The sequence below is a fragment of the Gammaproteobacteria bacterium genome (assembly GCA_027296625.1).
In the GTDB taxonomy this organism is placed as follows: domain Bacteria; phylum Pseudomonadota; class Gammaproteobacteria; order JAKEHO01; family JAKEHO01; genus JAKEHO01.
Map to the genome: position 1 here is coordinate 46771 of JAPUIX010000170.1, position 13848 is coordinate 60618.

10 protein-coding genes are annotated in these 13848 nt (G+C 53.5%); 1 reads left to right on the top strand and 9 read right to left on the bottom strand.

Going from position 1 to position 13848, the window contains the following annotated elements; genetic code table 11:
• Position 1: 1 nt before the first annotated feature.
• The 9 genes from aepX to O6944_10570 all read right to left on the bottom strand — a co-directional run bounded on the left by aepX (position 2) and on the right by O6944_10570 (position 12463).
• A complete protein-coding gene (gene aepX / locus O6944_10530) occupies positions 2-1687 on the bottom strand; it encodes a phosphoenolpyruvate mutase (GenBank protein MCZ6719573.1) in 1686 nt (561 codons plus the stop codon).
• Positions 1688-2440, bottom strand: a complete 753-nt coding sequence (locus O6944_10535) for a phosphocholine cytidylyltransferase family protein (protein MCZ6719574.1) — start codon at positions 2438-2440, stop codon at positions 1688-1690.
• An 89-nt stretch (positions 2441-2529) separates the two neighbouring features.
• On the bottom strand, positions 2530-3537 hold the full coding sequence (locus O6944_10540; GenBank protein MCZ6719575.1) for a lysylphosphatidylglycerol synthase domain-containing protein: 1008 nt from the start codon (positions 3535-3537) through the stop codon (positions 2530-2532).
• Positions 3538-3743: 206 nt separating this feature from the next.
• Positions 3744-4733 (bottom strand): NAD-dependent epimerase/dehydratase family protein, encoded by a 990-nt coding sequence (locus tag O6944_10545; GenBank protein MCZ6719576.1) that lies wholly within the window; start codon positions 4731-4733, stop codon positions 3744-3746.
• Between the two features lies 1 nt (position 4734).
• Entirely contained in the window at positions 4735-7404 is a 2670-nt protein-coding gene (locus O6944_10550) for an MMPL family transporter (protein MCZ6719577.1), read from the bottom strand.
• Between the two features lie 228 nt (positions 7405-7632).
• Positions 7633-8394, bottom strand: coding sequence for a phytanoyl-CoA dioxygenase family protein (locus O6944_10555; protein MCZ6719578.1), 762 nt, complete (start codon positions 8392-8394; stop codon positions 7633-7635).
• A gap of 161 nt (positions 8395-8555) precedes the next feature.
• Positions 8556-9266 (bottom strand): purine phosphorylase, encoded by a 711-nt coding sequence (locus O6944_10560; GenBank protein MCZ6719579.1) that lies wholly within the window; start codon positions 9264-9266, stop codon positions 8556-8558.
• Between the two features lie 5 nt (positions 9267-9271).
• Positions 9272-11218: a squalene--hopene cyclase gene (gene shc / locus O6944_10565; GenBank protein ID MCZ6719580.1), complete on the bottom strand. Its 1947-nt coding sequence runs from the start codon at positions 11216-11218 to the stop codon at positions 9272-9274.
• A gap of 168 nt (positions 11219-11386) precedes the next feature.
• Entirely contained in the window at positions 11387-12463 is a 1077-nt protein-coding gene (locus tag O6944_10570) for a phytoene/squalene synthase family protein (GenBank protein MCZ6719581.1), read from the bottom strand.
• A 222-nt stretch (positions 12464-12685) separates the two neighbouring features.
• Here O6944_10570 and O6944_10575 point away from each other — a divergent pair, with 222 nt between their 5' ends.
• On the top strand, positions 12686-13822 hold the full coding sequence (locus tag O6944_10575) for an inositol-3-phosphate synthase (protein ID MCZ6719582.1): 1137 nt from the start codon (positions 12686-12688) through the stop codon (positions 13820-13822).
• Positions 13823-13848: the final 26 nt, after the last annotated feature.

A 13848-nucleotide genomic window follows, 5' to 3' on the forward strand; every position in this document is an offset into this window, starting at 1 on the left:
GTCACCGATTCCTTGGGCGATCGTATGTTAAGGTCCCATGTGTGAAATCGCCCGCACGGTCGATATCGTCCAGTGTGTTCACGTCAAGCCAGTGCCCATTGATGTAATGCACTGTGATTGTGTTGCCGTTTTGAACAAGATGGTTCAAAAGATCTGGCATGCCCATGCGGTTGAAGTGAGGATGCTGCATTAGTTTGTCAAGTGCCTTGGTTAACCATTGTCTACCCAGTCTGCGTGTACGCAGCATGCCGATCCAGCGGCCATTTGGTTGCCCGAAGTCATCGTTTTTGGTCTTTTCTGATACATGCAGGAGTTCGACGTCCTGGCTAAACAACGAACGATCATCTGGCGCTGAGCAATAGGCAAAATCCGGTGAACCGGAGAGGGGAGTGCTAGGCGTTGCCGAATCGACGACTGCAACGATTTCACCTTGGCAATCCAGTAAGTCCCTTAAGATGTAGCTACGAAACAGGAGATCTCCATACAGGATCAGCATGTCGTCATGGAATGACCCTTGAGCACAGGCCAGCGAGGCTAACTCACCCGTGGATTCATGGTCGGGATTAATCATCACCTTGACGCCTTTGATATTAGTGATAGCCTCCGCCTTGTAACCGGCCACAATAGCTATATCGTTAATCTCTTGTTTCTTGAATTCACTTACGAGTCGACTGAGAAGTGGCTGGCCTCCGATCGGCAGCATACCCTTGGGCCGATCATGTGTCAGTCCCGCCAACTCTTGCCCCCGCGTTGCCGCAAGAACAATTGCATGGGTCTGGTGTTCATTTGGCCTCGCGTAACGCTGTGCTGCGTCGAGCAATTCGTCGGCACCCTGCAGGCGGAATAGTTCTTGGACTGGGGCGATGCGATCTTCGATATTGACTAGAGTCTGACTTGACTGGATCTCCTGAGCGATGGACGACATGCTCGACACAGAAGTGCGTATCATTTGATTTGCCCAGATCACAAGACTAATTTTTTCTTTGCGAAAGACATCTGTTGGCGTACTACAATAGGTTGTGGGCACAATGATGAGTGGTGATCGGCCGGACCACTCTCGTGTAAACGTCAGCACTTCATCGGGACGTGGCAGCCTGCTGTGAATTAAAATCGCGTCGGCCCCTGCTTTATAATAGGCGCTGGCCCGACGTAGCGCTTCGCTCATATCCCAACCGGTAATTAACGCCTCGACTCTCGCGACGATTCTGAAATCCGGATCGGTCTGGCTATCCTTCCCTGCCTTGATCTTGCCGCAAAATTCATCCACATTTGCTAAGGGTTGGCGGTTTGGGTTGATGAAACTGTTCGATTTTGGGAACAATTTGTCTTCAATACAAACACCGGCTACTCCCCTTTGTTCAAGTTTTCTTACAAGCCGACGCATATTGTTGAAGTCGCCGTAGCCGGTATCCCCATCAAGTAAGATTGGGATCCGCGTTGCGTCTGCCATAAACTCAAGCATTTCCACTACCTGAGTCCAGCTTGCCTCATTGTTGTCCCGTACGCCGAATTGAGCAGAGATGGCCAAGCCACTGGCCCAGATCCCCTTAAAACCGGCTTCCTCCACAATTCGGGCACTGATTCCGTTATGCGCCTCCATGATAAATTCGAGTTCCGGCGATTCAAGCAATGCTCGTAACTGAGCACATTTGCTTGGTGAGCAGGCGGGTGTTTGGGGCTTTGCCATTTAGTGAGCCGAATTCATGATCTTGGGGAGTATGTGGCGTTGAGCGCGGCCGATATCGGCTGGAAAGTCGATCTCGATCCAGGGCAAGCCGGTAATGTCTTCGTAGGCAAATTCGTGGGGAGAAGCAAGTAATACATCCCGAATGACTTCCTCGTAGGGTTCCTCATCGAGGCCTGCACTGGCATAGTATTCAGCCCTGGCGGCTATGCGGTTAGCAATGTCTCTGGAAAAGCGGAAGAATCCAACGGCTTCGCCGCACATATCAAATTCGAGCGTTTCATCAATCTGCTTGCGAAACTCGACCAGGCGCTTATTGTGGAGACACAACTTAACGGGTTCGTCTCCAGGCTCAAAATCTCGATCTAACAAGAAACAATTGTGCCATCGGCTATCCATCAGCCGCCGAATCAACCGATGATCGTATAGTACATCGGCATCGGTTAATAGCGCACCGTCGCCCGAGGCCAAGTGTTCCCGTACAACCCAGAGACTGATAACGCTGCCTTTTCTGTAGTCTGGATTGTGGATGACGCTGACAAAGCCATCGGGCGCAACCTTTTGTATCTCGTCTTCAATTAATTCGTGCCGATAGCCGACCGCGATGATGACATGCTCGACGCCACACTGGCGAAGCGTTTCCAAGTGTCGAGCCAAAAGTGTGGCACCATCGAATTTGATCAGGCATTTTGGGCCATCGTGCACTTCTTTACCAAGACGCTGGCCGATCCCGGCTGCGAGGATTATCGCCTTCATGTCGTGTCACACACAGCGACCAGGGGTATTAATGCGGAATAAAAACGAGATGAATTGCTCGAAAACGTGTCTCGCATTGGGGCCTTTGCTTAGTTGTCTGCACTTGGGGACGTATCTTTGGACGGCTTTTCACGGCGTAGCCACAGACGCTTCCCCTCCGCAATTTGCCAGGATAGCAGGCCCGGCAATCCTAACAGTAGTTCGCGTACCCGCTTTGTCAATGACAGTGCCAGTGAGATATCAGGTGTGATCCCGAGCAAGCTGCCAAGAAAAATGTAACCGCCTTCCTGCACGCCCAGAGCCCCCGGGATTGCGAACCCGGCTGCTCGGATGGCTTGACCAAGGCTTTCCAGCAACAGCGCTTCCATCAATGATACCGGTCTGCCGAGGAAATACATTGCCAGCCAAACTTCGCCCACACCGAGAAACCAGCCTAACAATCGCCAGATGCAAACGGTGAGAATCGTTCGGTCTTGTCGATAGAGGTCGACGATCGCGCTATCGAGTGCCTTCGGATCCCCAAGCGACGATATCCAGTCGCGATCACCGACGACTACTTTCAATACGCGTACCAGGACTGTAAAGAGACCCCGCTGTTGCGCGTAGAAAAATCCCCAGGTTGCAAGTAATGAGATGAGTAGTGCGCCAAGTACAGCGTTGACAGCCAGCTGCTCACTAAATATTGTCAGCAACATACCAAGACCAACGCCCGTGAATATGATTTGAGTTAAGATCGCTGCGGTGAGATCCACCACGACGCTGGCACCTGCCGTAACACCTGGGACACCAAAGTGCATAAGCAGTCGTGCCTTGAGCACATCGCCCCCTATCTGGGCGGCCGGTAGCAAGCCGTTGACTGATTCACCCACCCAACGAGCCCATAGCAGCCTGTGAAACCGTGGCCGTGTCGGTTCAATCAGGCGGCTCCATGCGACCGCATCCGCCCACATCGGCACCAGGTGAAAGAGTGTCACGACAAGAAGCCCCCAGCCGGCAACCGCAAGCGTAGCAGCAACCTCTGACACACCCTGGTAGCTGATAATGCCAACGAATAGTGCAAGTCCCGCAATCCAGGCGATATAGGCGGTGATTTTCACGGATCGTTATCCAACGTTAAGACACGAGCAGAAACAATGGTGGCGTGCTTTCGATTGACACATTGGACCTTAGCTGCTCTTAGTATGCTTACTCTGACTCCAGCAACTTAAAATACCATGCTCGCGGTTTTTCTTATCCAGTGCAAACCGCTGGGCAGTATACGTAGCCGTGATTCGACTTATGAGTGATGTGGCCGGTGATGTAATCAGCAGTAACCGTGACTGCGAAACCATTCCATGGCGTCTCGCAGGGCTTCTCTGATCGGTCGTGGTTGATACCCGAGCTCCCGCTGTGCTTTATCACTGCTGAAGAACATCATTTTTCTAGACATCCGCACACCATCAACTGTCACGCGCGGCTCGCTGCCGCCTGTTACCTTTGCCCATGCTTCCGAGAAATATGCGATGGGCAACAATGCAGTATGGGGCAACCGGATTCTGGGCGGGGCGTGTCCAGTCAACGAGGCGATTTCGTGCAGGATTTCTTTAAGCGTCATATTGTATCCGCCCAAGATGTAACGCTCGCCTGTTTTCCCGTGCTGGTAGGCCAAGAGATGGCCCGCAGCAACATCATCGACATGCGCGAGGTTAAGTCCTGTATCAACATAGGCCGGCATACGATCGGTTACTGCATCCAGAATCATTCGACCTGTCGGCGTTGGTTTGATGTCCCTCGGTCCTACAGGCGCCGATGGATTTACAACGACCGCCGGCAGCCCCTCATCTTTCACTAATCGATGCACCTCCGCCTCAGCCAGAAACTTAGAGCGTTTGTAGTGACCAATCATGTCTTCGACAGACACAGGTGTTGTTTCATCGGCGGGACTGCCATCTGGATTGAGACCTAAAGTTGCCACGCTGCTCGTGTACACAATTCGCTCGATGCCGGCGTTGAGGGCGGCAAGCATGACGTTGCGTGTGCCAGTGACGTTCGCCTCATACAATTCTTCTGGCCTGCTTGCCCAGAGGCGGTAGTCAGCTGCCACATGGAACAGGACGGTGCATGTTAAAAGGGCACGCTCTAGTGATGGGCGATCGGTGAGATCGCCTTCCGCCACATCGATGCGCAGACCGTTAAGATTTCTCAGATCGCTGGTGGGGCGTACGAGTGCTCGCACCTGGTGCCCGGCATCTGACAGGGCGCGTACGACGGCTGAGCCGACAAAACCGGTTGCTCCCGTGATTAGGGTTGTCATGCTACAGACTCGTGGGTTCAGATACGGCCCCGGTGCGGCCGGTAGCGAGCAGAGCAGGAAGTACCACGAGCGTGCAGACAAGGGTGAAGGCTACGCCTAACGCAAGCAGTTTTCCCATGCTGGCCATTCCTTGATGAGGCGCAAAGGCCAGGTTGCTAAAGCCAACAATGGTGGTCAAGGCACTGAAGAATACGGCACGCGCTGAGCTGGTCGCAAGTAACACGCCGTCTTTGGGCGGTGCAGTGCGGAAACGGTGCACCATGTGGATACCGCTATCCACGCCGATCCCCAAAAGCAGCGGCAGCGCGATGATATTGGCGAAATTAAACGGTATATCAAGCACCACGCTCGCCGCGGCGGTGAAGACGCCTGCGAGTAGGAGCGGGAGCAGGACGAAAACTGCATCAATCTTTCTATCCAATAGCAGGACCAGTAATAACGCGATGACAAAAAGCGCAGATAGAAATGCCTGCTGGAACGCGGACACGACCGCATCCCCGGCTTCCAGATTGATAACCGGTGGTCCGGTAAAGTCCGGAGCGATTGTCCGCAATTCGCTAACAAATCGTCTCAGAGCGCCATTGTCCTCTAAGTTCTCCCTAGGAAATACCTCAATTAGATACTGTCCACCGGGTGTAACCCAGCGCTCAATGAATTCCAGTGGCAGATCCCGGAAAGCCACGGGCTTAGCACGGAGTGCCTCTTGCAATGCCTGTAAGCGTCCGGGAAGGGTGCTGACAAGACTTTCCTGTAATCGCGCCAAGAGTTGAGTACGTGCATCCGCGTCTAGGTCTTCTAACCGTTCGAAAAAGCGCTGCAGGGTGTCATTGAGTGATTTCGCTTGACGGGTGATGGATTCGTCAGGGCGGGCCTCAATGAGCTTATTGAGCGTGTGATGAAACTCGCGTAATGCTTCTGCTTGCTCGATAGCACTGGGTAACTCTTGGTTGTCTGTGGGCTGCAGTGTGGGACCAAGAATCAGCGTCATATCATCTATAAGGAGCAATTTCTCATCCTGATCCGTCGGAATGAAACTATCCACTGTGACAACCTTATCGACGACCGACAGTTTTTTGAGTTTATCTTTGGTGCGTTTCGCATCACGATGATTCTTTGCCAACAACACACTCCGCCAAGGAGACGTGTCTTTGTCTTTCAACAACTCTCGATAGGTGATGACTGACTCGGTCTCGGGATCCTTAAGGTTCAACGTATTGGGATCGAATGTCACATATGGAAGTAAAAATAGAGACCCCAGGCCCAAGAATAAGGTGATGCTCACGATTATCCGCGCGTGCCTTACGGGGAAATTCAACAGTTTGGGATGTGCTGATGAGAACGTACGCCGTGGCTGTTGCGGCGCGAGTGAGAGCCGCGTAAGGCTCAGCAAGGCGGGGAGTAAACTAAGACACAAACCTAAGCTGATGAACATGCCTGTGCCTGCGATCAAGCCGAGTTCCGCCACGCCGACATAGCCTGTGGGAATGAAGGCGTAGAACCCAACCGCCGTAGTCAGCGCAGCAAGCAGCAGCGCGCTGCCGATCTGGCGTACCACGGTATGCAATGCGGCGGCATGATCCCCGTGTTCTTGCAATAGCCCTCGGTAGCGGAGATTGAAGTGGATGCAGAAATCGACCCCTAAACTGGGATAGAGCACGGCAAATGCGATGGATATGAGGTTTAATTCGCCGACAGCCACTGTCGCAAAGCCGGCTGTATAGATAAGGCCACAGATAAGCGTGTACAGCGTGATCAGTACAAGTCGCATTGAGCCGAGGCCAATCCACAGTACGATGGTAATCATGGCAAGCGCCAGAACGGCCGCCACTGCAGTCGCGCGGATTGCACTCATCAGCTCCTCGTGAGCTAGAGGTGTATCCCCAGTCAGGCGTACGCGGATGCCGTTCTCCGGGGTCATTCCCAAGTCTGCACTGAGGGCCCGTATGGCATTGACTGCCGGCTCTGCAGGGAGCAGTTGGCTGAAATCGAGCTCAGGTTGAACGATGATGAATTGCCGGTATTCTCTTGGGTCAGTGTCCCCCCCTGTCATCACGTCTTGCCAGGATAATCGATATCGTCGTGTTTGAAGTGCTGCATCCAAGGCATCGCGAATGCGCTCGTATACCGTACCAAGTTCAACGTGTATGCCATCAACTAGCGCGCGGGTTGCATCATTGAGCATCGAAAACAGGCCACGCAGGCTCTGATCATTACTGAGATTCGAAAGGAACGGTTGTACCATCGCAAGGTTGTCAGTGAGGTCTTCAAGTTCTGAAGATTCTAAGTACAAGAGCCCATTGGCTCGAAAGAACGACAGCCCATTGCGGTAATAAACGGATTTAAACAGGCCGGATTCTTGTTTTAGCCGCTCTGTAATTAAGACAGCAGCATCATGGGCCTCGTCCGCCGTGTCCGCATCGACCACAATGAGGATTGTGTCGACCTGTTGGGGGAACTCGCGTTTGTACGCCGAGTATGTCTGTCGCCATGGCAGTTCTTCAGCCAGCAACTCGGCAGTATCTGTGTTAATGGCAAGGTGTTCGACCGTGTAGCCTAAAATGTAGATTGCAGCAACTGTCGCCACCGTCACAACCCAGATCGCCCCGCGCTGGACGCTGTTCACCCAGAAGGTAAGTGCGTCGTTTGCGTATCGGTGAAGGGGGGCGCGCATATTTAATTTTGCCCTGTCAAGAACTCTCGGGTTCTGAATATTTTAAATTTGTGCAGGAATTATCACTGCAGCCGAAAGGTTAAGGTATTAAATAAAGCGAAGGGATGGCGCTGTCGTATATTCACGGCCGTGGTTAGCGCAGTGCAAATTCGCAGAATAGCTGCAATCCGGCCAGCTGTGGTCATTGGATTTTTCGCGTATCCGATGGGCCATCGTGTAGAGGATTGTTTAAACGCGAAAGACGTAGGTTTTACCCGGTTCTCTCTCGCAATCGGGGGGATAGCTTCTTCGTTTGTCCGCATAGTAGATGGCCCGGTGTTCACCTTCAGACAAACGGTTGTAAGTAACATACAGAACGCGTCTCGGTTTGTCCGTAAGGTTAGGACCCGATCGGTGTGGCGTATAGGAATCAAAGAAGACGGCATCGCCTGGACTCATCGGATATGGAACGTAGCGCACTTCATTGTCGTCTTCCAAAGGATGCCACTTTTCACCAATGAGGCCCTTTTTGTGGTGGCCTGCAGCCAATTCTAAACAACCATTTTCGGGCGTTGATTCATCGATACTGACAAGCGCGGTAATGTGGAGCTTTGCATAGGTGTCCCATCCGGCCTGAATGTCCTGGTGAGCCTTGAAGCCATCACCGCCGGACATCTTGAAATTGATCTTATCTTTAAATAGCACGGCTGGTTCTCCAAACAGTTCGGAGACGATGCCGAACATCTTGTCCATATTGAACAGTTTCTCGAACCCAGCGTGATACGGGACAAAATCTTCGACCCGCGAGAGGATACGCTTGTGAGGTTCAAGCTTGCTCTGTTCGAAATACATCATGTATTTACCAGGGACTTCAGGGAAGGACGCCACTTCTTCAGTCCATTGCGTTATGTTGTGTAACTCCTCAAGCTCACAGAGCCTCCTGATAATCAGGAAGCCATCGCGATCAAAATCATTCAATTGTTTGTCTGATAAGTAGCCACTCTTTTGCATGATGCACCCCTATCGGGTTTTGTGAATGTATGACATCATTCCGTTCATATCTTGGACGGTTTTTACATGTGGCTTTGAGGCGTTTTCGTGGACCAATTTTACCAATCTTGTGAAGACGAATGTTTTGATGTATCGCCCCTCATCAAAGTCTTGCGCGATCGCTAAATGTTGAGCAACGAAGGACCTGCAAGGCGAGCGACTTTGCCTAAAGTCATTTGCGCTTGGCGGAAACAGTTCCCTAGGCGGATAACCGGCAATAACTCTGTGGGGCGTCTCAGGAGCCCGGCAAGGAGCCTCAGTCGTTGCACCTGGCCATCCTGATCGATTGCCGCGGTGACACAGTCGGGTATCGTGATATCGGCTGTGTCAACGATGGCTCGGATCACGATGCAAGGGACGCCGGCGCTGCGGGCCGCTTCGGCCACCGCAGCACTTTCCATGTCAGTGGCGACGGCGCTGCTCCGCACGAAGAGAGCCGATTTCTCAGCTGGTGTTGCCAGTACTTTGGTGCTTTCAATGAGCGTTCCCACCTGGATGCAAAGCTCGTCCTGCAAGCACTTAGAGAGACGCGCGTGCCAATCGGCATCAACAGCGTATTTTTTATTGTCCTCTGCCAAAATCATTTCCGGTAGCACGAGCGCACCCGGGGACAGATCGCTGGCGAGCCCGCCGGCGCTGCCCCAGCTTGCCAATGCCGTTGCGCCGAGTGCCAGTAATCGTTCCGCGCCACGGCGCGTTCGCTCAGCGCCTAGGCCAGCGACTTGGACTAAGACATCACCTCCAAGTTTGGCCGGATCCCCGGTGGGTATGGGTCGGCCGGTGAGACAGCAGGCCTCGTCGGGCAAGGCCGCGATGACGCCCAGACAGGTCAAGCTCGTTATCGTTGTTTCAGATTACGGTAGCGCGCGAGCGCCCAGAGTGGAAAGTACTTGGTATAACCGTGGTATCTCAGGAAAAACACCCGCGGAAAGCCGGGGGCGGTGGAACACGGGTCATGCCACAGACCGTCCGCTCCCTGGGTCCGCATAAGGCATTCAACGCCGCGCCGCACAGCGCCTGAGTGCACCTGTCCTGCAGCCATCAGCGCGAGCAGGGCCCAGGCCGTCTGGAAAGGCGTACTGGCGTGATCCCTGCCGGCCTTGGCAGGATCAAAATAGGTGTCATTGCCCTCACCCCAACCGCCGTCGGGGTGCTGAACGCTGGTGAGCCACGCTGCAGCACGCTGGATGTAGGGCTCGCGCGGGGAAACGCCCGCGATCTCCAGTGCTGCCAGCACGGACCACGTACCATAGATGTAATTGGTTCCCCAGCGGCCGAACCACGAACCGTCGGGCTCCTGTTCTTCCCGCAAGTAGCGGAGCGCCTTATCGCGTGCAGCACGGTGTTCCGGCTTGTTTGCCAACGACAGCAGAACCAGACAGCGCCCCGTGATGTCGCTGGTCGGCGGGTCTAACAGCGCCCCGTGGTCAGCGAATGGAATGGCATTGAGGTAGTAGCAGGTATTGTCTGAGTCAAAGGAACCGAAGCCGCCGTTTGCAGACTGCATGCCCGCGGTCCAGTCAGCGGCCCGTTCAATGGCCTCCTGGTAACGGAGCGGGTCAGCCCGGTGCATGGCCCAGGCGACCATCGGGGTGTCGTCGAGATCCGGGTAATACGTGTTCTGAAATTGAAAGGCCCATCCGCCCCCTTCAAGCTCCGGATGATTTTCACGCCAGTCCCCTGGTTCATCAGCCAGTTGGTGCTCGGCAAGCCAGTCCAGTGCTTGCGTAAGCTCCTCTGGGGGGTCGCCGGGGGACGTTTCTGCCACCGCATAGGCAGCAAGGGCCGTATCCCAGATGGGCGATACACAGGGCTGGCAGTAGGCCGACGTGTCGCCGATGACCAGCAAGTTTCTAATCGCTTGTTTGGTCTCGACCCGATACGGATGATCCTCGGGGTAGCCCAAGAGTGCGAGCACCTCGTAGGCGTTGACGATGGCGGGAAATATCCCGCCCAGACCCCCCGTGCCGTTAAGCCGGGCTGTGACCCATGTCTCTGCTCTTTTAATGGCGCGCTTGCGAATCCAGCTTGGGATGAGCGGCTCGAGCGCCCGGGGCACGCGATCCAAAATGAGAAACACAGAGCCAAGTGCCGAGTTCGCCCGAAAATAGTGCCTCTCTTCAAAAGGTGGTGTGGTGAAGAGTTCCGGAATGTCCACACCTTTAGGATTCGCGGCCCGTGGCTTCAGGCTGCAAAGGATAGAAAGCGGCACCATGACCGTGCGGGACCAATAGGAAATCTTGCTAATGTGAAATGGAGCCCAGCGTGGCAGCAGCATGTGCTCCACCGGGACAAACGGTACACCCCGCCAGGGGATCTGACCAAACAACGCCAACGCAATACGGGTGAAGACGTTGCTATGGGCGGCACCGCCATGGTCCAATATCGCCTGCTGGGCCTTTTCCATATGCGGTGCGTTGGGATCATCCCCAGCGAGTTTTAAGGCGTAGTACGCCTTGACCGAACAACTCAAATCAAAGTCAGCATCAAGATAGAGTGGCCAGCCGCCGTGATCGGCCTGATGGGCGCGAAGATAGTTAGCAATCTTACTCTCGAGCCCCTCATCGACCTCATCCATGAAATGTGTCATTAAGATATATTCGGCAGGTATCGTACAGTCTGCCTCTAGTTCATAACACCAGTAACCTTTGGCGTGCTGGTGTGCCAACAAAGCATCTCTTGCCCGGGCAACGGCCAAATCCAGCTCGTCCACTGCCGATCTGAAGGCGATTTCAGCCGGGTAGCTGCTCGCCTCAGCATCAGTGAGTTTATATCGTGGTTGCATCAGCATCGACATCATCCCCTCATTAAGCACGCAAAATACCGTTAAGTGGTCAAAACTCTCTGTTAGTGACCTGCTTGCGGGCTTTCAGTGTTAGCTGGATTTGTTATGTTTCCCGGGCGGATTGGACGACAGGTATAAAGCATTCGTCTGCGTCCTCCGCTGCGCTCATCATACTTGGATCCGGGCATTGTTTAGTATTCCGCTGAGTTTCTCATGAATGGCACCCACGGGTAAACCCTTTGACGTCAAGGAAAACAAAAGTTTCAGGAGTTTGTCACTGCCCGCAGTAAGGTTCGTTACCACAATGGTGCCTTTCACACTGCGTCGAGAGATTTTGACCTCTTGACCCGCGCTGAAGTTGCGGTGGCGGTTAATCTTTTGCAACGTCAGGATGGCCATCCCAAGCGCCCACAGGCAGAAACGCCTTATACCTCGCTCGTGTTGTGGAATGACCAAGGTATACGTCAGTGCATTGTGCAAATGGGCGCGGGCCAGGCCGATGAGCTGCGCAAGGCCCTCAATAAAGCCGTCATCTCCCTTGCCCGGGGTAAGGTCTGTAAGATCAAATCCCAAATTATAGAAGACATCCCGCGGCAACCAGCAGGCACCACGTTTGCGATCTTCCCAGATGTCTTTAAGAATGTTCGTCATCTGCAAACCCTGCCCGAAAGAAACAGCGAGTGGTATCAATTGTTCTCGATTTTTATTGATTTCATCGGAATAATCGCAAAACAGCTCCGTCAACATTTCACCGACCACACCCGCAACGTAATAGCAATACGTGTCCATATCGGACAGGTCTTTCAGGCCGTCCAACGTTTCGTGTTCTTGGTAACGTGCCATGCCTTCCGCCATGATGCGAATACAGCGCTCAAGGGCCCTGTGTTGATTCGTATTAAAGCTGTGGGTTATCCGGATGACGCGCGTCGTATTCTTGACAAGATCCCGTTCAGCATCCAAGGCCTTCTCAGATAAAAGCGGCTTTAGTTCTTGGGCAAAATCGTTTGCGGACGCATTGCCGGCGACGACGTTAATAAATCGATCTGACCACTGCCGCTTCTGTTTCGATGTCAAAGCATTGTCGTCTTCGATGGTGTCAGCAATGCGACAGAGCAGGTAAGCGTTGCTAACGATCCGGGAGAGTTCTGGAGGCAATTGTGGAATGGTGAGCGCAAAGGTCCGTGAGACACCCTGAAGAACGTACTCTTGGTAGGTTTCATCCTGCGCGCTCGGCTGCGTAGTCATTTCGCGAATTACTCCCCTATAAGACACTGTATCGCCCGCGGCTTGCAGCAATAGATTAGCACGGTATCGTAAAGTTCAGGCCTTAGCTCTGAGCGCGAAGCTCTTATTATCAGGATAAAAAAGACCAAAGCAATCAAACCAGAGGGGCATTCCCCATTTTCAGTGATATTTAGTGGACTTCGATGTGCGACAATATGGGACTTAGCTTAGGGAGTGATGAGAATGAAAAAGATTAAGGTAGCATTAGTTGGTGTCGGTAACTGTGCAAGTTCCCTCATTCAGGGCCTCGAGTTTTACAAGGGCAGTAAAGCAAAAGAATTTTCCGGCCTCATGCACCCCAGGATCGGATTGTGGGGTGTCAGCGACATTGAAATTGTGGCCGCTTTTGACATCGATCACCGTAAGGTCGGCAAGCCAGTGGAAGAAGCCATCTTTGCTAAACCGAACTGTACCCTGGTTTTCCAGAAAGCCTTGCCGGTCTCCGGGGTCAAGGTGCAGATGGGACCGATCCTCGATGGGGTGGCGGGGCACATGGCTGATTATCCGGACGATTTAGCTTTCCGCCCTGCTGACATCGAGCCTGTAGACATTGTCGATGCCCTCAGGGGGAGTAAAGCCGAGGTGTTGGTTTGCTATCTGCCGGTCGGCTCGGAGGAGGCGGTGCGCCACTACGCACAGGCCTGCCTGGATGCCGGTGTGGCCATGATCAACTGTATGCCGGTGTTCATTGCCTCCAATCCTGAATGGGCCAAGAAGTTCCAGGCAGCGGGGCTACCGATCGTGGGGGACGATATCAAGAGCCAGGTCGGCGCTACCATCGTTCATCGCACATTGACGCGCTTGTTCGGCGACCGTGGTGTCAGTCTCGATCGGACGTATCAACTGAATACGGGAGGCAATACAGACTTCCTCAATATGTTGGCGCTTGAACGCTTGAAGTCCAAGAAAATATCCAAGACCGAGTCCGTGCAGTCGCAACTCGACGAACGGCTGGCTACCGGTGATATCCATATCGGTCCGTCGGATTATGTGCAGTGGCAGGGAGATAATAAGGTGGCCTTCATACGCATGGAGGGGCGTGGCTTCGGCAATGCACCGATTGAACTTGAACTCAGGCTGTCGGTGCAGGATTCTCCTAACAGCGCCGGTGTCGTCATCGATGCAATCCGCTGTGCCAAACTGGGGTTGCAGCGTGGCCTTAGCGGACCGCTGGAGGCGGTTTCCGCCTACTACATGAAGAGCCCACCACGGCAAATGCGTGATTCGGTGGCCTATGAGGCATGTAATGCTTTTATTAATGGTACTGATAGCAACGAAAAGGTATCCGGACAAGACGATCAAGCCGGTATGATCGAATAAACTTTCTCACCGGTAAATGCAACGGG

Coding starts and splice junctions, on each gene's coding strand:
- aepX (MCZ6719573.1), bottom strand. CDS start 1,687: ATGGCAAAGCCCCAAACACCCGCCTGCTCACCAAGCAAATGTGCTCAG.
- O6944_10535 (MCZ6719574.1), bottom strand. CDS start 2,440: ATGAAGGCGATAATCCTCGCAGCCGGGATCGGCCAGCGTCTTGGTAAA.
- O6944_10545 (MCZ6719576.1), bottom strand. CDS start 4,733: ATGACAACCCTAATCACGGGAGCAACCGGTTTTGTCGGCTCAGCCGTC.
- O6944_10550 (MCZ6719577.1), bottom strand. CDS start 7,404: ATGCGCGCCCCCCTTCACCGATACGCAAACGACGCACTTACCTTCTGG.
- O6944_10555 (MCZ6719578.1), bottom strand. CDS start 8,394: ATGCAAAAGAGTGGCTACTTATCAGACAAACAATTGAATGATTTTGAT.
- shc (MCZ6719580.1), bottom strand. CDS start 11,218: ATGCAACCACGATATAAACTCACTGATGCTGAGGCGAGCAGCTACCCG.
- O6944_10570 (MCZ6719581.1), bottom strand. CDS start 12,463: ATGACTACGCAGCCGAGCGCGCAGGATGAAACCTACCAAGAGTACGTT.
- O6944_10575 (MCZ6719582.1), top strand. CDS start 12,686: ATGAAAAAGATTAAGGTAGCATTAGTTGGTGTCGGTAACTGTGCAAGT.